The 21121-nt window shown below is 68.4% G+C and carries 12 protein-coding genes; 7 read left to right on the forward strand and 5 right to left on the reverse strand.

Annotated features, from left to right (window positions below):
* Positions 1 to 7: 7 nt before the first annotated feature.
* Positions 8 to 2797 (reverse strand): AMP-binding protein, encoded by a 2790-nt coding sequence (locus ACVTJA_RS13850; protein WP_465836831.1) that lies wholly within the window; start codon positions 2795 to 2797, stop codon positions 8 to 10.
* A 284-nt stretch (positions 2798 to 3081) separates the two neighbouring features.
* Here ACVTJA_RS13850 and ACVTJA_RS13855 point away from each other — a divergent pair, with 284 nt between their 5' ends.
* Together ACVTJA_RS13855 and ACVTJA_RS13860 are read left to right on the forward strand one after the other, a co-directional pair.
* Positions 3082 to 4041 (forward strand): metallophosphoesterase, encoded by a 960-nt coding sequence (locus tag ACVTJA_RS13855; RefSeq protein WP_465840384.1) that lies wholly within the window; start codon positions 3082 to 3084, stop codon positions 4039 to 4041.
* Positions 4042 to 4149: 108 nt separating this feature from the next.
* A complete protein-coding gene (locus ACVTJA_RS13860) occupies positions 4150 to 4959 on the forward strand; it encodes a response regulator transcription factor (protein WP_465836832.1) in 810 nt (269 codons plus the stop codon).
* Between the two features lie 195 nt (positions 4960 to 5154).
* Here ACVTJA_RS13860 and ACVTJA_RS13865 read toward each other — a convergent pair whose 3' ends face one another.
* The gene (locus tag ACVTJA_RS13865) at positions 5155 to 6699 is read right to left on the reverse strand and encodes an aldehyde dehydrogenase family protein (protein ID WP_465836833.1); all 1545 of its coding nucleotides are present in this window, start codon (positions 6697 to 6699) and stop codon (positions 5155 to 5157) included.
* A 263-nt stretch (positions 6700 to 6962) separates the two neighbouring features.
* On the opposite strand from ACVTJA_RS13865, the gene ACVTJA_RS13870 reads away from it, so the two are divergent.
* From ACVTJA_RS13870 to ACVTJA_RS13890, 5 genes are all read left to right on the forward strand, one after another.
* Complete coding sequence (locus ACVTJA_RS13870) at positions 6963 to 9224, forward strand: family 2 encapsulin nanocompartment cargo protein terpene cyclase (RefSeq protein ID WP_465836834.1); 2262 nt, start codon at positions 6963 to 6965, stop codon at positions 9222 to 9224.
* Positions 9225 to 9277: 53 nt separating this feature from the next.
* On the forward strand, positions 9278 to 10675 hold the full coding sequence (locus ACVTJA_RS13875) for a family 2B encapsulin nanocompartment shell protein (protein ID WP_465836835.1): 1398 nt from the start codon (positions 9278 to 9280) through the stop codon (positions 10673 to 10675).
* 33 nt (positions 10676 to 10708) lie between these two features.
* Complete coding sequence (locus tag ACVTJA_RS13880; protein ID WP_465836836.1) at positions 10709 to 12109, forward strand: family 2B encapsulin nanocompartment shell protein; 1401 nt, start codon at positions 10709 to 10711, stop codon at positions 12107 to 12109.
* Between the two features lie 190 nt (positions 12110 to 12299).
* A complete protein-coding gene (locus ACVTJA_RS13885; RefSeq protein ID WP_465836837.1) occupies positions 12300 to 13721 on the forward strand; it encodes a right-handed parallel beta-helix repeat-containing protein in 1422 nt (473 codons plus the stop codon).
* A gap of 110 nt (positions 13722 to 13831) precedes the next feature.
* Positions 13832 to 15079, forward strand: coding sequence for an MFS transporter (locus ACVTJA_RS13890; RefSeq protein ID WP_465836838.1), 1248 nt, complete (start codon positions 13832 to 13834; stop codon positions 15077 to 15079).
* Positions 15080 to 15114: 35 nt separating this feature from the next.
* On the opposite strand, the gene ACVTJA_RS13895 is transcribed toward ACVTJA_RS13890, so the two are convergent.
* The 3 genes from ACVTJA_RS13895 to ACVTJA_RS13905 all read right to left on the reverse strand — a co-directional run bounded on the left by ACVTJA_RS13895 (position 15115) and on the right by ACVTJA_RS13905 (position 20787).
* Positions 15115 to 15846 carry a class I SAM-dependent methyltransferase gene (locus tag ACVTJA_RS13895; RefSeq protein ID WP_465836839.1) on the reverse strand — a complete coding sequence of 244 codons (732 nt, stop codon included), beginning with the start codon at positions 15844 to 15846 and terminating at the stop codon, positions 15115 to 15117.
* A gap of 322 nt (positions 15847 to 16168) precedes the next feature.
* Positions 16169 to 18949 carry an exo-rhamnogalacturonan lyase family protein gene (locus ACVTJA_RS13900; protein WP_465836840.1) on the reverse strand — a complete coding sequence of 927 codons (2781 nt, stop codon included), beginning with the start codon at positions 18947 to 18949 and terminating at the stop codon, positions 16169 to 16171.
* Positions 18950 to 19191: 242 nt separating this feature from the next.
* A complete protein-coding gene (locus tag ACVTJA_RS13905) occupies positions 19192 to 20787 on the reverse strand; it encodes a TolB-like translocation protein (RefSeq protein WP_465836841.1) in 1596 nt (531 codons plus the stop codon).
* Positions 20788 to 21121 lie beyond the last annotated feature (334 nt).

Below are 21121 nucleotides of genomic sequence, written 5' to 3' on the forward strand. Positions count from 1 at the left end.
GAGCAACTCACCCCGGGCCCGCCCCCGCGCTCAGCACCTGCCGCGTCCGCTCCCGCAGCCTCACCATCTCCGGCCAGCCTGTCCCCTCGGGTGTCAGTGGCTCACCGATGACGACCGTGATGCGTCCGGGCCTCAGCAGGTGCTTCCCCCTCGGCCAGATGCGCCGCGTCCCCGCGAGGTGGATGGGCACCAGCGGCCGTCCGGCTTCCACGGCCGCCTTGAAGGCTCCCAGCTTCAACGGAAGCATCCCCGGCCCCCGGGCCCTCGTGCCCTCGGGGAAGACGAGCAGCGACATCCCCTGCTGAAGCAGTCGTGATGCGCGCTCCGCGGCCTCCGCCGCCGGCCCCGCGTGGAAGCGGTCCACCAACAGTTGTCCTGACTGCCGCATCGCCCTTCCCACCACCGGCCAGCGTCCCGCCTCCCGCTGCGCCACCGCCCGGAAGTCCACCGGTAGCACCGCCAGCAGCACCACCGAGTCCAGGTAGCTCACGTGCCTCGCCACCAGCACCCAGGGGCCTTCGCCTCGCAGGTGTTCCTGCCCTTCGATGCGCACCGGGCAGCCCGCCGCTTTCAGCAGCCAGCGCGAGCCTCGCCTCATCATCCGCGCCGTCGCCGCGCCCGCCGGTGTCAGCCACAGCGCCACCTCCAGTGTCGACGCCGCCAGCGACACCAACGTTGTGAAGTATCCCGTGTACGCCGCGGCCCCCACCGTCCCCAGCAGCCGTCCCGCCCGGGCCCACGATGCGCTCGCCGCCAGCCGCGCGAATTGCGCCCACCGTGCCTTCCGGCCCCGGGTCAGCGCTCCGCTCATCCAGGCCTCTCGCGTGGCGCCTCGTCGGAGCTTGCCGCTCGATGTCTTGTGCACCGCCCCCGGCGGCACCAGCACCACCTCGTCCGGCGGCAACTCCAGCACCTCCGCCACCCGGTCCACGATGGCCGCCCGCAGCCGCTCTCGTGCCTCGCGCGAGCGCTCGCGCGTCTCCGCCACCACCACCAGCCGCTCCGTTCCCACCCGCGGGTCCGGCTGCCCGAAGGCCACCACGCAGCCCTTGCGCACGCCGGGCACCTCGCCCACCTGCTCCTCGATTTCCGACGGGTACAGGTTGCGCCCCGCCTTGATGATGAGCTCCTTGCTCCGGCCCGTGACGTACAGCTCTCCGTCCGCCAGGTAGCCCAGGTCCCCCGAGTCCAGCCACCCGTCCCGCAGCACCTTCCGCGTCGCCTCCGGGTTGCCGTAGTAACCCGGTGTCAGCGACGGACCAAGCAGCTCGATATGGCCCCGCACCCGCTCCGCCACCGGGCCGTGCTTCTCGTCGACGATGCGTACCGCGTAGCCGGGCAGCGGGCTTCCGCACGAGACGAAGCGCAGCGCCCTCGGGGGCTCCGTCGTGGGACGCGCCTCTCCCTTCCGCTCGAAGGGCTCGCGCTCGACCACGTCGATGCGCGGCGGCCGGCCTGGCGGCGGGAAGGTGAGCGCCACCGCGACCTCGGCCAGCCCGTACGCCGGGAAGAGCGCCCCCGGCTTCAGTCCATATGGAGCGAGGCGCCGCGTGAAGCGCTCCAGCGTCTCCGGGCTCACCGCCTCCGAGCCATTCAGCGCCACGCGCCAGGCGCTCAAATCCACCCCTGCGAGCTCCTCGTCGCGCACCTTCTTCACGCACAGGTCGTACGCGAAGTTCGGCGCCGCGGAGAGCGTCCCCCGGTGCGCGTGCAGCGCGCGCAGCCAACGCGACGGGCGCGTCAGGAAGGCCAGCGGAGAGAGGAAGGCGATGGGGACTCCGTAGGTCAGCGGCATCAGCCACGAGCCGATGAGTCCCATGTCGTGGTACAGCGGCAGCCAGCTCACCGCCGCGTCCTCGGGGCCCACCCGCATCGCCCGGCCGATGGCCCGGAGGTTGGCCAGCAGGTTCTCGTGCGTGAGCAGCACGCCCTTCGGCGCTCCCGTGCTGCCAGAGGTGTACTGGAGGAGCGCCCCGTCCTTCCCGTCCAGATGGACCGCCGGAGCGCTCGCGTCCGTCCACGCGAGCTCCCCGGGCGTCAGCGTGTGCCGCAGCGAGGGCACCCGGGCCTTGAGCAGAGCGCCTACGCGGCGCGCCTCGTCGAAAGTGACGAGCACCCGCGGACGCGCGTTGCGCAGAATCTCCACCTGCCGTCCCACGTACTCCTCCAGCCGGTCCAATCTGAAGGGCGGGTAGAGGGGTGTCGGGATTCCTCCCGCGAGCAGCGTGCCGAAGAAGCACGGGAAGAAGGCCGCCTCCGTGCGCAGCACGAGGGCCACCGGCTCGCCGCGCTCCACGCCCGCGTCCGCCAGGGCCGCCGCCACTCCCGTGGCTCTCGCCCAGAGCGTCCCGTACGTCATCGGACGCTCCGTGCCGTCCTCCTCGCGCAGGAAGAGGTGGGTGCGCTCGGGCCAGGCTTCCGCGTGCCAGCGCAGCACGTCCGTCAGGAGACACGCGGAGCCGGGGGCCGCCCGCGCGGGAGCCTGGGCGACTCGCGGAGCGGGGTGGGGTTCCTCGACGGCCGGGTGTGCCTCGAGGACGAGGCAGGCCAGCTCCCGTGCGCACACGGCGCGGGCAACCGCGTCGTCCGGCAGCGTGACGCCAAACGCCTGCTGCAGCCGCAGGAGGAGCTCGACCCGCTCCAGGCTGCCCAGGCCGAGCCCGGTGTCCAATGGAATCTCCGCGCTCAAGTCCTCCGAGGCGCGCGGCTGGCCGAGCTCGGACAAGAGCCCTCCCAATACGTCGAGCACGCCGCGCTCGACGGACTGCTGCGCGCCGGGAGGACCCCGACCGGTCATGGCTCCACCCCCATCCCCTTCCGTATGGATGGGAATTGCTTCGGGAGCGCGTCACCCCCACGCCTTCCGAGCGCCCTCCTTGCTGCCCGCCTTCCGGGGCTGCGCGCCGGGTTGTCCTGGCCGTGCGCTCCCTGCCAACGCGCTGCTCGCGGCGGAGGGCAGGGCGCGACCGCGGACGGATGGGAAGGGGAGGAGACGTGAATTACGCTCCGCGGCGTCCACGCCGTGCCGAGGAACGTCCCGTGCGTCCTGCCCTGTTCAGCCTCCTGCTGTGTCCCCTCCTCATGGCCGCCGCGCCCCGTGAGGAGCCGTACGCCTTCAAGGGTGTGGAGCGCATCGTCGCCGTGGGAGACGTCCACGGGGATGTGGGAGCCCTGCGTGACGTGCTGAAGCTGGCAGGGCTCGTGGATGCCCGGGACCACTGGACGGGTGGCAGGGCGCACCTGGTGCAGACGGGGGACATCCCGGACCGGGGCGACCAGACGCGCGAGGCCTACGAGCTGCTCATGCGCTTGGAGGTCGAGGCGCGCAAGGCCGGTGGCCGGGTCCACGCACTGCTGGGCAACCACGAGATGATGAACATGATGGGGGACCTGCGCTACGTCGCCCCGGGCGAGCGGGCCTCGTTCGCGGACCAGAGCGCCGTGCCGGATGGCCCGGGCATGGACCGGGGAACGCAGGGCCACCAGGCCGCCTACGGGCCCGAAGGACGTTATGGCCGCTGGCTGCGCACGCACGCGGCCGTCGTGCGCATCAACGACACGCTCTTCCTGCACGGAGGGATTGCACCGGGCCTGCCGGAGACGACGCTGGAGGGCCTCAATCGCTGGGTGCGGCAGGACCTGACACCGGGCCAGCCTCCCGGGGGCGCCTCGGCGCGGAACGGACCGCTGTGGTTCCGTGGCTACGCGTTGGATGACGAGGCGCAGTGGGAGGCGGGGCTCACGAAGGTGCTGGGCCAGCTCGGCGCGAAGCGGATGGTGATGGGGCACACGACGACGCAGGACGGGCGCATCCGCCTGCGCTTCGGAGGGCGGACGGTGTTCATCGACACGGGCCTCAGCACGGGCTACGGCCGCCATCTGGCGGCGCTGGAGATTCGGGGCGACCGGCTCACGGCCCTGTATCCCGAGGGCCGCGTGCCCCTGCTCATTCCCAAGGCCCCCGCGCCGAGCGCCTCCGTCCAGGAACCCGAGCCCGCCACGGCACCACCGCCGGCTCCCCGCGAGGCGCTCTCCCACTGATCAGGGTGTCAGCTCCGCGCCCTCCCGTGCGAGGTACGCCACCGCCGCGAGCGCTCCCGGCTCGATTTAGCGAATACACTCCAGATAGTGCCGATTCTGGAGGTCCCGATGGCAGGAGGAAACCTTCGAAGCTCGCAGGTTCGTGCATGGGTTCGTCTGCTCAACGAGGCGCATGAGCTGCCAGCGAAGGCGCGCTCACGGCATCTGCTCTCCGGCATGTGCCGCATCCTGGGCGCCGAAGCGGGGGCCTGCGTCCTGGAATGTGACTTCAGACCGGGAGGGCGCGGAGACTTCACGGACGTCGTCCTGGAGGGCTGGGACGACACCGCGCGGCCCGCGCTCGAGGCGCTCCGGAAGATGGGCAGTGCCTCCAACCCTGGCATCCGCGCGCTGATGGAGCAGCGCCCGGAGCCAGGTGCCGTCGTCACGGAGGTGCGGCGAGTGCTCGTCGGAGACCGGGGCTGGTACGGCTCACCCTACGTCGAGCACTACCTGCGCCCGAGCCAGCTCGACGACTCGGTGTATTCGATTCGGTGGGCCGATGTGCCGGGCGTGGCGCAGGGCATCGGCATCTACCGTGGGCGAAGCGGGCGCCCCTTCGATGAAGCGGACCGTGAGCTCCTGCACCTCTTCCACGCCGAATGCGGGGCCATGCTCAGTCTGCCGGCGCCCACGGAGGATGACGCTCGGGACGTGCTGCTCACGCCGCGCGAACGCCAGACGCTGGAGTTGCTCCTGCACGGTTTCGCCGACAAGCAGATTGCTGCCCGGCTCGGTATCAGCCGATTCACCGTGAATCACTACACGAAGTCCATCTACCGGCGCTTCGGCGTTCAGTCCCGCACCGCGCTCATCGCACGGCTGCTCGGCCGCCAGGGGCAGGGCACGGCCTCCAGGACGCGGCCTCCGGCATCCTGACGCCCGGCGCGTCCGGATGCCCGGCAGGTCCGGCTGCACCACGCCGTAGTCCGCCGGCTTGAGCTGATTCTTGCCGGCCTGGAGCTCGGCGGGCTTCGGGGCCGCGGGCTTCGAGCGGAGCTTCATGGGGCCCTCGGGGGAAGGAGCCAGGCGACGTTCCGACACCAGGGCATCCGCCGTGCCAGCCACGCCGCGTCAGCGGGTGTCCGGAAGCTGGGTGTAGTCGTGGAAGTTGCCGTGCAGCCGCTCGTTCGGGGCGCCTTCCGTGACGGCCTGGACCAGCAACGGTCCGCCCACGAAGCAGCCCTTCCACGAGCCGCCAATGCCGCCGAACACCTCTTCCCGGTCCCCGCGCGAGCGCTGCACGCCGTGCCCGACCTTGAAGGCCCGCAGCTCGCCCGCGATGCGGTGGCACGTCTCCGGCTCGTCACAGGCGATGGAGGCCACCAGCGCGCCGTTGGACACGTTCATCTCGGCGACGAGCTCCTCCTCGCTGTCCACCACCACCAGCGTGTCCACGGGGCCGAAGGGCTCGCCATGGTACAGCTTGCAGTTGCGTGGCACGTGCAGCAGCGCGTGCGGGGCCAGGTACGCGGACACGTCCTGCTCCGGAAGGAAGCGCTCCGGCTCCAGGCGCCCGGCGAAGAGGGGCACGGCGCCGCGCCCCTCCGCCTCGCTCATCAACCCGTGCAGCTCCTCCACCTTCTGGCTGTTGATGAGCGGTCCGAAGTCGAGCGCGGGAGGCGCTCCGTCGGGCGACTCAGCAAGCAGGGGATGCCCCACCTTCAGCGCCGAGACGACGGGCAGGTACGCCTCCAGGAAGCGCGGCATGAGGCCACGCTCCACCACGAAGCGCGGGTAGGCCGTGCAGCGCTGCTTGCCGTACTCGAAGCCCTTCTTGAGCTGCCTCGCCAGCGCCTCCCAGTCGCTGAAGTGCCAGATGCCGTAGGCGTTCACCCCCTCCATCTCCAGCATGTAGCGCTTGTTGCGGTCATACAGGCTGGCGGCGATGTCACGCCCGTTCGCCTTGCCACCCACGAAGGACAGACAGGCGATTTCCGGATGGCGCACCAGCGCGTCGCTGAGCTGCCCACCGGAGCCGCTGATGAGCGAGACGGGCAGTCCACAGCGGCGCGCGAGCGCCATGCAGAGCGTCAGCGAATAGAGGCCCCCATCCGTGGGCGTCTTCGCGATGGCGCTGTTGCCCGCGAGGACCTGGACCAGCACCGCATGGACCAGCACGGACAGCGGGTAGTTCCAGGAGGCGATGTTGGAGATGAGTCCCAGCGGCCGGCGGCCATCCACCATCGGCTCGATTTGGGAGACGTACCACTCCACGCCGCTGATACAGCGGTCCACGCTGACGCGCGCCTGTGGCACGGGCTTGCCAATCTCCCAGGCCAGGATGAGGGCCAGCAACTCGCGCTGCTCACGCAACAGGGCCACGCACCGCGAGACGCGCTCCCGGCGGACGTCGAGCTCTTCCCGGGCCCACGCCCGGGCCTCCTTCGCGGCGGCGCTCACGGCGGTCCGCGCGGTGTTGGCATCCACCATGGGCAGGCGCCCGAGCACGGTGCCGTCCACCGGTGACAGGTAGGGCTTGCCCTTTCCTTCGTGGCCCCAGGTGCCTTCGATGAGGTTGAGCACCCGGCCTGAAGCGTCGAAGGACTCGGGGACGAGCGCGCGAATCCGACGCTCCAGATGAGACCACTGCGCGTAAGCAGGCACCGCACTCGCCATGGGCACGCCCTCCCGAGAAAAGCCAGGGCACTGGCTCATTGCGCAAACCTGGGTGCCGGCACGGTGCGAGACAACCGCTGCTCCCCGGTCACTCCTGTCGTCGCCTTTCACGCGATGCGTTCGCCCCGGGGCGCTGGCTCTCGGCGGCGGAAACTGTGATTTCTTAATTTCTCAGACTAAACAGTCTTGACTGATTACCCAGTCAATCGTGGAGCTGACGACTGAATGACAGTACAAGCCCCCGGACTCGACGAGGAGCACGCATGTCCAAGGCGCGGCAGCAGCAACCCTTCCGGCTACCGGAGTTCTACGTCCCCTGGCCGGCGCGCCTGAATCCGAACCTCGAAGCGGCGCGCGTCCACACCAAGGCGTGGGCGTACGAGATGGGCATCCTGGGCCCGCCGCGCGACGGGACGGACCGCGAAATCTGGTCCGAGCGCCGCTTCGACGGCATGGACTACGCGCTGCTCTGTTCCTACACGCACCCGGAGGCGCCCGGCCCGGAGCTGGACCTCATCACGGACTGGTACGTCTGGGTCTTCTACTTCGACGACCACTTCCTGGAGGTCTACAAGCATCCGCGCGACGTCGCGGGCGGCCAGGCGTACCTGGACCGGCTGCCGCTGTTCATGCCGCTGGACATGGCCCCGCCGCCGGAGCCCACCAACGCGGTGGAGCGCGGGCTCTGGGATTTGTGGAAGCGCACCGTGCCCACCATGTCCATGGACTGGCGCCGGCGCTTCTTCGAGAACACCCGGCACCTGCTCGACGAGTCGATGTGGGAAATCGTCAACATCCGCGAAGCGCGCATCGCCAACCCCATCGAGTACATCGAGATGCGCCGCAAGGTCGGCGGCGCGCCCTGGTCGTCGGACCTGGTGGAGCACGCCGTCGCCGCGGAGATTCCCGCCCGCGTCGTGAAGAGCCGGCCCATGCGCGTCTTCAAGGACACGTTCTCCGACGCGGTCCACCTGCGTAACGACTTGTTCTCCTACGAGCGCGAAATCCTGGAGGAGGGCGAGCTCTCCAACGGCGTGCTGGTGGTGGAGAAGTTCCTCGACTGCGACACCCAGCGCGCGGCCGACCTGGTCAACGATTTGCTGACGTCCCGGCTCCAGCAGTTCGAGAACACCGCCGCCACGGAGCTGCCCTGGCTCTTCGCCGAGTACGGACTCACCCCGGTGGAGCAGGGCCAGGTGCTCACGTACCTGCGCGGCCTCCAGGACTGGCAGTCCGGCGGCCATGAGTGGCACATGCGCTCCAACCGCTACATGAACAAGAACACGGAGCGCCGCGCGGAGCTGTCCATTCCGCTGCCGGGGGGCCTGGGCACCTCCGCCCTGCGCGTGCCGCTGACAGCCGGCGCGCTGGGCCTCGGGCCCCGCGTGAAGTCCTTCAGCCACGTCCCCCGCCAGCACGTGGGCCCGGTGAAGCTGCCGGAGTTCTACATGCCGTACAGCACGTACCTGAGCCCCCACCTGGCGCGCGCGCGCAGGAACTCCAAGGACTGGGCGCGCCGCATGGGCATGCTGGACGTGCTGCCCGGCGTGGGGCTCTACATCTGGGACGACCACAGGTTCGACGTGGCGGACGTGGCCCTCTGCGGCGCACTCATCCACCCGGACGCGACGCCGGAGCAACTGGACCTCACGGCGTGCTGGCTCGTGTGGGGCACCTACGCCGACGACTACTTCCCCGCGCTCTACGGCTACACGCGCGACATGCCGGGCGCGAAGGTGTTCAACGCCCGCCTCACGCAGTTCATGCCGGACGACGTGGAGGCCCCCAACCCGGCGGTGCCCACCAACCCGGTGGAGGCGGGCCTGGCGGACCTGTGGAAGCGCACGGCCGGCCCGCTCACCCCGCGTGGCCGCATGCTGTTCCGCAAGGCCGTCCAGGACATGACGGAGAGCTGGGTCTGGGAGTTGAACAACCAGATTCTCAACCGCGTGCCGGACCCCGTGGACTACGTGGAGATGCGCCGCAAGACGTTCGGCTCCGACCTCACCATGAGCCTGTCGCGGCTCTCCAAGGGGGACGCCGTGCCGGAGGACGTCTTCAACACCCGCACGCTGCGCGGGCTGGAGAACTGCGCGTCGGACTACTCCTGCTTCGTCAACGACATCTTCTCCTACCAGAAGGAAATCGAGTTCGAGGGCGAGCTCAACAACTGCGTGCTCGTGGCCCAGCGCTTCCTGGACCTGGACAAGGACGCGGCGGTGCTCGTGGTCAACGACTTGATGACCGCGCGCATGAAGCAGTTCGAGCACCTGGTGGCCACGGAGCTGCCGGTGGTCATCCGCACCTTCGGCCTGGATACGAAGGCGCAGGAGAAGCTGAACAAGTACGTGGAGCAGCTCCAGCAGTGGATGGCGGGCATCCCCCGGTGGCACGCGGCGGTGGACCGCTACAAGGAGCCCGAGCTCATCGCCTCGGCGACCCCCAGGCTCAGGACCGGCAACCTCTCCGGCCTGGGCATGTCCGCGACGCGCGTCGCCGAGCTGTTCCGCGGCGGCAGGTCCTGAGCTCCAACGGCAGTGCGCGAGTTTTCCTGATTCCTCAATCCGAAGGGTGACCCATGTCCAATGACACGAAGAAGCTCGACGACAACAACCTGAGCCTCGGAACCCAGGCGGCCCGCCAACTGGCGACGACGACCAAGACCGAGCCGCAGATGCAGGGCATCTCCTCGCGGTGGCTGCTCAAGCTGCTGCCATGGGTGCAGGTGTCCGGCGGCACGTACCGCGTCAACCGCCGCCTGACCTTCGCGGTGGGTGACGGCCGCGTCACCTTCACCAGCACCGGCGCCAAGGTGCAGGTCATCCCCCAGGAGCTGGGCGAGCTGCCCCTGCTGCGCGGGTACGAGGACGTGGAGGCGCTGACCGCGCTGGCCAACCGCTTCGTGCAGAAGGAGTACAAGGCCGGTGACGTCATCACCGAGGCCGGCAAGGAGGCGGACTCCATCGTCCTCATCGCCCACGGCAAGGTGAACCGCATCGGCACCGGCAAGTACGGTGAGCCGCTGGTGCTGGACACGCTGGCGGACGGCGACCACTACAGCTACCAGGCGCTGCTGGAGTCGCAGGACTACTGGCAGTTCACCGCCAAGGCCGTGACGCCCGTCATCGCGCTCATCCTCCAGCAGTCCGCCTTCGAGGAAGTGGTGGCGCAGGTGCCGTCCCTCCAGAAGCACATCGAGGACTTCAAGGCCCGCTCCAGATTGAAGCAGGACACCACCGGCCAGAAGGCCATCGAGCTGGCCGCCGGCCACCACGGCGAGCCCGTGCTGCCCGGCACCTACGTGGACTATGAGACGCACCCCCGCGAGTACGAGCTGTCCGTCATCCAGACCGTCCTGCAAATCCACACGCGCGTCGCGGACCTCTTCAACGACCCGATGAACCAGACCCAGCAGCAGCTGCGGCTGACCCTCGAGGCGATGAAGGAGCGCAAGGAGCACGAGCTCGTCAACAACCGCGAGTACGGCCTGCTGCACAACGCGGACCTCAAGCAGCGCATCCACACCCGCTCCGGCGCGCCGACGCCGGACGACATGGACGAGCTCTTGGCCACCGTGTGGAAGGAGCCGTCGTTCTTCCTGGCCCACCCGCGCGCCATCGCCGCGTTCGGCCAGGAGTGCAACAAGCGCGGCATCTACCCCACCAGCATCGACGTGAATGGGAACATGCTGCCCGCGTGGCGTGGCATCCCCATCTTCACCTGCAACAAGATTCCCATCAGCGAGTCGCGCACCACCTCCATCATGCTGATGCGCGTGGGAGAGAAGAACCAGGGCGTGGTCGGCCTGCACCAGGCGGGCATCCCGGATGAAATCGAGCCCAGCCTCAACGTCCGGTTCATGGGCATCAACGAGAAGGCCATCATGAGCTACCTGGTCACCACGTACTTCTCCACGGCGGTCCTCACGCCGGACGCTCTGGGCATCCTGGAGAGCGTGGAGCTGGGCCGCTCGTAGTCCCACGTCCTCACGGAATCGGGAGATTCATTCATGGCGAATCCAGACAAGGAGATGGCCGCGCACGAGGGCACCAGCCTGAGCACGGCCGGGGCCCGCCAGCTCGCGACGACCACCAAGACGCAGCCGATGATGCAGGGCATCACGCCCCGGTGGCTCCTGCGCGTGCTGCCGTGGGTGCAGGTGTCGGGTGGCACGTACCGCGTCAACCGGCGGTTGACGTACCTGGTGGGCGACGACCGCCTGAACTTCAGCAACATCGGCGTCAAGGTGGAGGTCATCCCCCAGGAGCTGCTCAAGCTGCCCCTGCTGCGGGGCTTCGAGGACGTCGATGACCTGCTCATCCGCACCCTGGCCACCCTCTTCACCCAGCAGCACTACAAGCCGGGGGACACCATCGTGGAGGCGGGCAAGCCCGCCGAGCACGTGTTCCTCCTCGCGCACGGCAAGGCGCAGAAGCTGACCGCGGGCAAGTACGGCGACCCCGTCGTGCTGGACACGCTGGCGGACGGCGACCACTTCGGCGACCAGGCGGTGGTGGAGTCGAACGACGTGTGGCCCTTCACCGTCAAGGCCGTCACGGCCTGCACGGTGATGGCGCTGCCGCAGGCGGCGTTCGAGGCCCGCATCCTCCAGTCGCCGACGCTGAAGGCGCACGTGGAGCGCTACCGGGCGAACCTGAAGAAGCCCCAGGACAAGACGGGGCAGGCGGCCATCCCGTTGACCGCGGGCCACCACGGCGAGCCGGTCATCCCCGGCGGCTTCGTGGACTACGAGCTGAAGCCGCGCGAGTACGAGCTGAGCGTGGCGCAGACCATCCTGCGCGTGCACACCCGCGTCTCCGACATCTTCAACGACCCGATGAACCAGACGCAGGAACAGCTGCGGCTCACCATCGAGGCGCTGAAGGAGCGCAAGGAGCACGAGCTCATCAACAACCCGGAGTTCGGCCTGCTGCACAACGCGGACCTCAAGCAGCGCATCAACACCCGCTCCGGCCCGCCGACGCCCGACGACATGGACGAGCTGGTGTCGCGCCGCCGCAAGACGCGCTACTTCCTGGCCCACCCGCGCGCCATCGCGGCGTTCGGCCGGGAGTGCAACAAGCGCGGCCTCTACCCGACGGTGGTGGACGTGCAGGGGCAGAAGCTGCAGGCGTGGCGCGGCGTGCCCATCCTCCCGTGCGACAAGCTTCCCATCAGCCGGGAGAACACCACCGCCATCATTGCCATGCGCATCGGGGCGGACGACCAGGGCGTCGTCGGCCTGCACAACGCCGGTGTCCCCGAAGAGGTGGAGCCGAGCCTCACGGTGAAGCGCATGGCCGTCAGCGACCAGGCCATCACCCAGTACCTGGTGAGCACGTATTACTCCGCCGCCGTGCTCGTCCCCGACGCGCTGGGCGTGCTGGAGAACGTGGCGCTCGGCGGCTGAAGTCTCCGCCGTGAAATGACCTCGGGCCCGGTGTGTCCCTACACCGGGCCCGTTCGTTTTCGCGAAGGTGTTCCGGGGCTCATGTCGTGACAGGAGGGAAAAATCGATACACGCACCCTGAAACAATCACTCTGTTGCATCTGTATCTGATGGACATGAGAACACAAGTGGCCGTCAAATCATGAGAATCATGATTACTCGCTCGCGCATCCTCGTGGCCGTGGTCGCGGTCGGGTTGTCCCTCTCCGTCGGATACGCTCCCGCGGCATCGGCCCAGGGCCTGGCCTGTGTGGTTGCGCCGGGAGGTTGCTCGGAAATCATCGGCAACGGCGCGGGCTCCATCTGGGTGAACGAGCAGAGCCGGCCGGGGTACTACGCGGGGAAGACGCTGTGCATCCGGGCGGGGACGTATTCGAGCCTCGGCCTCTACGGCGTGGTGGGCTCGGCCACCCAACCCGCGGTCATCACCAACTGTGGCGGTCAGGCCGTCTTCAACTCGACCACTGGCATTCCCGTCTACATCGGAGGGGCGAGCCGTTACCTGCGCTTCACGGGGACGGGGAGCGCGGCGCACTTCTACGGGCTGGTGGCGGGGACCTCGGGCGGAGAACAGGCTCACGTGGATTTGAGGGAGGGGACGTCCGACGTGGAAATCGACCACGTGGAGGTCCGGGGGAATCGCCTGGGTGGCGTGGGCATCGCCTTCCGCACCTATCCCACGTGCAGCGGTACGTATCGGCGTGGCACCTGGGCCCAGTACAACACGCGCATCCACGACACCTGGGTCCATGACACCCGGTACGAGGGCATGTACATCGGCCCGTCCCACCATGGGTGGAAGGCGTCGCCGGGCTACACCCCTGGCTTCGACTGCGGCAATGGCAACCGGCAGATTGAAGCCGACGTGATTGGCGTCGAGGTGGTGGACAACCTCGTGGAGCGAATCGGCAACGACGGCATCCAGGTGGGCGGCGCGCTGCAGGGCATGACGATTCGCAACAACGTCATCAAGGACTACGGGCTGAACGCGGACCGGTCCCACTCAGGAGGCATCACCGTGAATCCCGGCAGCCGCGGCGTGGTGGACGCGAACTGGATTGAGGCGACGCAGCCGAACATCACGGTGGGCATCGCCTTCATGGGCATGGGGGACTCGGTGGTGACGAACAACGTCATCATCGGGGCCCGCTCGGGGACGCAGTTCCTGCGGAACACCGACGTCAACCTGGAGCTGACGCTGCCGGACGTCGCCTACTACAACAACACGGTGGTGGGCTCGAGCGTCGAGGGGCTCTTCTTCTACTGCAACCTCCACAAGAAGGTCCTCTTCGCCAACAACATCATCGCCGGCGCTCCCACGGTGTATGGCGCCAACGGCAACGACGTGTCGTGTGTCACCTCGCTGAATGGCGCCTACAACCTGCTCAGCAAGCAGGTGGAGTCCGCGGGCTTCGTCGACGCGGCGGCCCGGAACTACCGCCTGCTGCCGGCGTCACCCGCGGTGGGCACGGGCGTGTCGCTGGAGGGCGTGGTGGACTTCGACCACGAGGGCAACGACCGGCGGGGCGCGCCGTATGACCTGGGAGCCTTCGCGCTCACACCGGGGGAGTGAGCCCCTCGCACGGGTGGCGGCGTCCACGACAGACGGCGGACCAGGCGGCCCTGAATCCGCCCGACCGGCGCGGTAATGTACGTCTCTCACTACCCCGTGCGTGAACACCCATGACTTCCACCGTGGCCGCCGCCCCCGCTGAAGCCAGCGCGCTTCGCATCGCTGGTTACCGGACCTTCCTCGTCACGTTCATGTTGGCGATGATGGCCGACAACATCGAGCACGTGATCAGCTACTGGGTGGCGTTCCAGAAGTTCCACTCGGCGGCGCTGGGCGGGTTCGCGGTGGTGTCCCACTGGCTGCCCTTCCTGATGTTCTCGGTGCCGGTGGGGGCGCTCAATGACAGGTTCGACTCCCGGCGCCTCATCCAGGCCGGCATGGTGCTCTTCATTGGCGCCTCCGTGGGGTGGGGCTACTTCTTCGTCACGGACTCCTTGCAGATGTGGCACGCGATGGTGCTCCTCACGCTCCACGGCTGCGCGGGAGTCCTCTGGAGCACCTCCAGCCAGATGCTGCTCTACGACATCGTGGGCCCGGCCCACCTGGCCAGCGCGGTGCGCCTGAACGCGACGGCCCGTTACCTCGGCGTGCTGGTGGGCCCCGGCGTGGGCAGCATCATCATGCAGACGCTCGGGCCGACGCGGGGCATCTTCGTCAACACGATGTTCTATCTGCCCCTGCTGCTGTGGCTGGTGAGCGCGCCCTTTGGCCGGCACTTCCGCGGGACGCGGACGGGCCCCAAGCGGGCCGTCCGGGGCCTCGCCGACATCGTGCAGACCATCGGCGACGTGCGAGGGATTCCCGTGGTCGCGGCCATGGTGTTGCTGGCGGGAGCGGCCTCCTTCTTCATCGGCAACAGCTACCAGGCGCAGATGCCGGGCTTCGCTCATGACCTGGGCCATGGAGACCCCGGCCTGACCTATACGCTCCTCCTCGGCGCGGACGCGGCCGGTGCGCTGCTCGCGGGCGTCCTGCTCGAGACGCGAGGGACGTGGCTGCCGATGACGGCGCCCTCGGCGCTGAAGATTGCGTTCCTGTGGGGATGCTCGCTCTTCGTGTTCTCGTTCATGCGCTGGTACCCGGCGGCCATCTGCGTGCTGTTCGTGGCCGGGTTCCTCGAGCTGTCCTTCAGCAGCATGACCCAGGCGCTCGTGCAGTTGAATGCGCCGGACACCATCCGGGGCCGCGTCCTGGGGCTCTACAGCATGTCGGCCTCCGGCCTGCGGGCCTTCAGCGGCGTGACGGTGGGACTGCTGGGGAGCGTGACCAATACCCACGTCTCGCTCGCGCTGTCCGCCATGGCCTTCGTGGCGGTGGCCGGCATGCTGCTGCTCCGCCGCCCCCAGCAGGCCGCGTAGGCGGAGCCTGGGCCTCGGCAGCGTGCCTTGGGGGCTCAACTCGCGGCGCCGGGCTCGAAGCGCGCGAGGAAGACCTTGAACTGCAGCGAGACGAAGAGCGGACGCGGCGCTACCAGTCCGGTGCGGGCGAACATCGCGAACAGGGCGGCATCGGACTCGATGGGCCGCATCGTCGCGAAGCGCTGGCGGCGATGCTCCAGCTCGTCTGGGGAGATTCCGTACGCCCGCAGCCGTCGCAGCTCCACGTTCATCAGCTCGGGGTCCATGCCGACGCGGCAGCCCACGACGAGGGGCGCTCCGGGCTTGAGTCGCCGGGTCACCTCTCGCAGCAGCGCGAGGCGGGCCTCGTCGCCCTCCACATGGTGGAGGACGCCCATCATCTGCGCGCCGTCGAACAGAGGGCCGGCAGGCAGGGTGTGCAGCTCGCCCACGTGCAGGTTCGTGCGCGAGAGCAATCCCTCGGCCTCCAGGCGCTTGCGGGCGACGTCGAGCATGGCGCCGGAGGGGTCCACTCCCGTGAAGCGCCAGCCCGGCACGTTGAAGCGGGTAAAGGGCACCAGCTCCGCGCCCGTGCCCAGTCCCAGGTAGAGCAGGGACGCCGAGTCCTGGCCGTCGAGCAGGGCGGTCATCGCGCTGACGCCAAGCTCGTACGCCGCCGAGAAGCCGGCGACGTTGATGGATGCCTGGGCGTCGTAGTGGGCGGCGCGGTCGGCGCCAAAACCCGGCACGACATGGTGGTGGGAATGGTCGGGGTGTTTGTGATGCATGACGTGTCCTCGGGAGTCCTTCGGGAAGCGTTCGGTTGAACCGAGGATGCGTCCGCCCCCCCGATGGATGGGAGAGCGGGGATTCAGACCAGATCGGCGGAGATTCCGGTCGGCAGCGGGAAGGCGAGGGTAGGGAAGAGGAGCCGTCCAAGCGTGCGCTCGGCCGTGCCACCGCCTTTTCCGCACCTCGGCACCGCGCCTCTCGGCACGGAAGCCAGCCAGCCGCGGCATCAGCCACAGCAGCGTGAAGGAAGAGGATGCGTCCACCGTGAGCGGCCGTGCCCGCGCTTTGGAGTGGGTGATGGACCGGGGCACCACCGCCCTACCGGCCGAGCGTGCCCTGCATCACCTTGAAGAAGTCGGCTGGATAGACAATCTCGTAGCCATAGAAGCCGTAGGACTGGGTGTTCGACCCGACCGTCATGTTCTGCAGCTCATCGTAACGGCGGGTGGCGATGGTGCCCCACGAGCTCCGGGTGTCATACCACTCCGGATGGGCCAGGCGGCCCGCCGCGAGCTCCTGCGCGTACAAGCGGTCCAGGTAGGCCAGCGCGAAGATGATGTGATTGTCGCCGCCGCTGTAGCCGCGAGTCACCTCCGAGTACACGAAGTACTTCTTGCTGCTGTCGTAGCCATGTTTCACCACGTAGTTCAGGCCCTGCAGCAGCATGTCGGTGAGCACCGGCTGGCTCACCCCTGACGCCTTGCCCGCGGCGGAGAACTGGAGGTCGGCTTCGCGGAACTGGATGAGGTTCCCGAGGAGCGCGCCCGCCATCCACGGGTTGGTGCCGGTGGCGTTGTACCCGCCGTTGTTGTCCATCTTGGTCATGGTCCAGTAGCCCGTCCCCTTGCTGGCGTCGTTCACCCCGAGCACGGTGTTGGAGATGGCTCCCGTGGCCGGGTCGTAGCCCACGTGGTTGAGCGGCGTCTTGAACCAGTCCATCAGGTAGCTGACGAGACCGCCCGCCACGTCCTTGTGGTACGCCGCATCGCCCGTCACCCGGACGTATTCGTTCATCACGTAGAGAGGCCAGGAGAAGTCACGCTCGGCCTCGCGGTACAGGTCCGTCGCCTTGAACGGGCGCTTGAAGAAGTACGGCGACACGAACTTCCACCAGTTGGCAATCTCCGTGAGCACGTCGAGCGAGCGCTTGTCGCCAGTGAGCAGGTAGTTGTCGCTCAGGCCGCTCACATGCGCGTGGCCCCAGTGCAGGTTGCGAACCTGGTGGTCCACGTTCTCATGGTTGATGGCGTGCACCTCGCCCGCCGGCTGCGGCAGCCCGCCCGTGCTCCAGTAGCCAGCACGAGGACCATGGGACACGTCGAAGTCCATGAAGTGGCGGGTGCTGAGGTCCGCCAACTGGAACCAGCGCGGGTCCCCGCTGCGCAGGAACTGTTTGAAGAAGTTGTTCGCGCCGACGTGTGTGTCATTGTAGAAGCTGGGCACGTGCACGCCATTGACGTCGTACGCCCAGCCCCCGCGCAGCCGGTCGCCGAAGTCGCGCCAGCCGAACATGGTGGCGTTGCCGTCGGTCTGCTCGATGCTCCTCACGTAGATGTCCTGCATCAGTGAGGCGTCGTAGCCCTTGGTGGCCCCGGTCGGAGTGCCGACGTTCAGGTCGCCGAAGACGCCTGAAGAGACGTACCAGGCTGGGGTGGCCGTCAGCGCCAGGCGGTGGCGCTGATAGCTGTCGTTCAGCGAATGGAGGGCGCTGGTGGTGCCCTGGGAGTTGCTGAGGACAAGGCGGAGTTGGTAGGTCTTCGCGCCGCCCGGACGCGCGAAGTACATGCTCTCCGCGCGGCGATACGTGACGCCCGACAACACCGGCTGTGTGGTTTCGGCGCTGCCGCCACGCGCCGGGAACAGGGAGGCCGTCAGGGTATTGCCATTGACGCTCAGCTCGCCCGGGAACTGTTGCCAGAAGTCCCTGACCATCACCGCCAGGTGACGGCTGCCGGAGTCCAGCGCCACCCAGCCGGGGGCCCGGCTGCCCGTGCCCACGCCGCTGTAGCTGAAGGTGTGGCCCAGGTCCTGGCCGTCCTCGAAGCGAAACTGGCCCTTCTGCAGGAGGTAGTGCTCGCCAGAAACCTTCGCGCCGTGCGCCGCGCCGCCTTCCCCACCGAAGCGGTAGTCGGCCGCGCCATCGGAGAGGTAGTGCCAGCGCAGGCCCATGGCCTTGGCGGCAATCGCAAACGACGTGGGCGTGCTCTCGACGTTGGCCTCGGTGCGGTCGTCGATGATGGAGACTTCCAGGTCGACCTTGTCGGAGCCCTGGTGCGCGTAGTAGCGGACCAGGTACTTGAGCAGCTTCACGCCGCTGGCGTTGGTGAGCGAACCCTGGGCCTTGATGACGGCTCGGAGCGGTCCGCTCTCCTCCACGGTGACGACGGCGTCGGTGGCCGCCGAGGCCGTGTACTCGAGGTTGTCGTAGGCGTTGACCATGAACAGCTCGCCAGCGTCGACGAGCTGCTCCCCGGCTTCGAATGCGCCGTTGCCGCTGGTATCGCGCCAGAGCCGGGTGATGACGCCCTTGTTGCTGACGGTGAACTTCGCCAGGCCGGTATCGACGGTGAGCTCCGTCGACGGGCTGCCACCGATGACCACGTTGCGCGGCAGCGAGGCGCGAACCACGCCGGTGCCGTAGGCAACGCGGTAGGAGCGTGCGGCGCCGAGGTCGGTCACCAGGTGCAGCAGGGCCACCTTGATGGAGCCATCCGGCCAGCGAGCAATGGCGTCGAACTGGGCTGGCACCTCCTGGCTGCCATCTCCTGTCTCCAGCCGCATGGCGGAGATATTGGCCAGCGCCCCCTTCGGAAGGGGAATGCCCGTGCGCACGGGAACTCTCGCCGCGGCCGGGCTCTCCGCGAGGCTCAGGGGGATGTACTGGGCTCCGGCGACGGCCATGGGGGCGAAGTCGGCCTGCACGGTGGTGGCGGCGGTGACGGTGGTGGCGCATGCGGCCTTGCCGGTGCAGCCACCTCCGTTCCAGCCGCCGAAGCTGTAACCCGCCGTGGGCTCGGCGGTCAGCGTGACGGCGGTGCCGCTGGCGAACGAGGCCGAGCAGGTGGTGCCGCACGACACACCCGCGGGGCTGGAAGTCACCGTGCCGTCACCCGAGCGGGTGAGCGTCAGTTGGAATGACTTGGACGCTGGCGTCGGCTCTTGAGGCGTTGGCTCCTCAGACGTTCCACCAGGAGAGCTCCCGGAGCAGGCGAGCAGGAAGACGACGACGAATGCAGAGACCGGCCTGTTTGCCTGGCGAATGAGAGCTCTCATGGTGGTGTCTGAAGACAATCGGAGTGTTGGTATTGGAGCCGTGCTCGAGCCGTCAATGTGCTACGGCGTCACTTCAACGCGCCCGCCGGGATTTCGACCACGTACGTCTCGACGTCCGTGTCGCTGCCGTTGCCCCAGTTGGAGTTGAAGGCCACCCGCGTGAAGTCGCGGTTGACGCTGGCCACCGGCTCGGTCCAGTAGCCGTTGGACGCGGTGCGGTGGTGCGCCAGCGTGTAGACCGTCGGGTTGGCCTTCAGTTGCACGGCCAGCAGCTTGCGGTGCAGCCACTGCTGCGCGCCGCCGTAGTCGGCATACGTGCTGACCAGCACCCAGCCGGGCTTCGCGAACGCCTTGCCCGAGATGTGCAGCGCCGTCGCGGTGCCGCTCAGGTACGTCGGGAACAATGCCGTGCGCACGCCCGTGCGCAGGTTGAGCATGAACACGTCGCCCCCGTTGGACTGGTAGTCGACGGCCACGTAGATGTCGTCGCCGTTGGCGTCCAGCGCGAGGTCCGAGTGCTCGGACTTCGAGAGCAGCTGGGTCTTCGTGCTGAAGTCCCTCGAGAATGCCGCCGTGCCTCGCGGACCGTCGCCGGACACCACGCAGTAGTTGCCGCTGGGGGACATGCTCACGTGGTCGGGACGCTCTCCCTGCGTGTCATACGTGCCCAGGATGGTGTCCGTATCGCGGTCCCAGGTGAACACGCCCACGCTGCTCCAGTTGCTCGTGTCGACCATGAAGCACCAGTAGCGCCCGTCCGCCGAGGGGGAGCCCTCCGACTTCGTCCACGCCGCCGCCGATGCCGGCCACCGGGCCTTCAACCGCGCGCCGAAGTCGCCCACGACGCGGGTGGCACCGGTCGACACGTTCAGCTCGTGGAGCTTCATGCCGACGCCATTGGTGGGCAGGTAGTACAGGAGGTCCGGATTCGTCGGGTGCCATTGCGGCTCCGCATCCCCGCCCGGCCCCGACAGCTTCTTCAGACGCGCGCGGGTGTTGGCATCATACACATGCCAGGACCCGTCGAGGGCATACACGAGCTGCTTCGTGCTGTTCGCGTTGAAGGCCTGACGGCGCGAGTAGTCGTTCCGGGCAAAGCCAGACAGGCCGTCAGCGGTGTGGTCGGTCGCGCGCACGAGGCACGTCCTGTAGGTGGGCTCCGAGACCGCCACCCCCTTCGCGGGTTTCGCCAACGTGGGAATCGCGTCGGCCTGGCGGGTGCTGGTGAGCGCGAAGCCCGAGGGATAGAACGTGGCGCACGCGGGGCTGAGCGCCGGCTCACCCACGGGGCCCGTCAGCGTGCTGCGCTGGCACGTCTTGGCCTTGCCGGGCGCGGGGTCCGGATAGAAGAAGCAATACACGCGGCCCGCGGGCAGCTCCTTGGTGACCCAGGTGTCACCCACGCCGAACCGGACCGTCGACGGACTGGCCAGCGTGAAGTACGCATACTGGTTCGCCACCGTCTCCCATCCCTCCGGGGCGGCTGCGACGGCTGCCGACTCGGAGCCGGGCATGAGGTCCGCCGCGGGGGGTGCGGACTCGGAAAGTGGCTCCGGGATGGACGGCGTGCCGCTGCCGGCCGTGTCACCACCACAGCCCACCAGGGCGAGGCACAGCAGCGCCCCCCTCCATACGACTGCGTCGCGCTTCATGACAGGATTCATGTCGAGCATCCTCTTCGTTGATTGCCGAGACCGGCAGGCATGGGCACACAAGGCCTCATGCCGACCTGCTGGCGCCTGTTGAAGACTCTGTTTCATGTATCCAGGAGTTGTTTCACTGCCTGGATGCGCGATGCCGCGGCCCTCCCGGCAACGGATGTGTTGCACCCGGCCGGGACGGTTGGAGCATCGTGCGTGGCCTCCACCCTCCTTGATGCGAGTGGCCGGCGTTTCTTGCACGGAGACCAGGAAAAACACGTTGAGCACCTGCACCCACGAAGGGGGCTCCAGTGCGACAGCAAAGCTCCAGGGCCGCGAGACACCTCACTTCGATTGA

The organism is Pyxidicoccus sp. M6 (assembly GCF_055568925.1).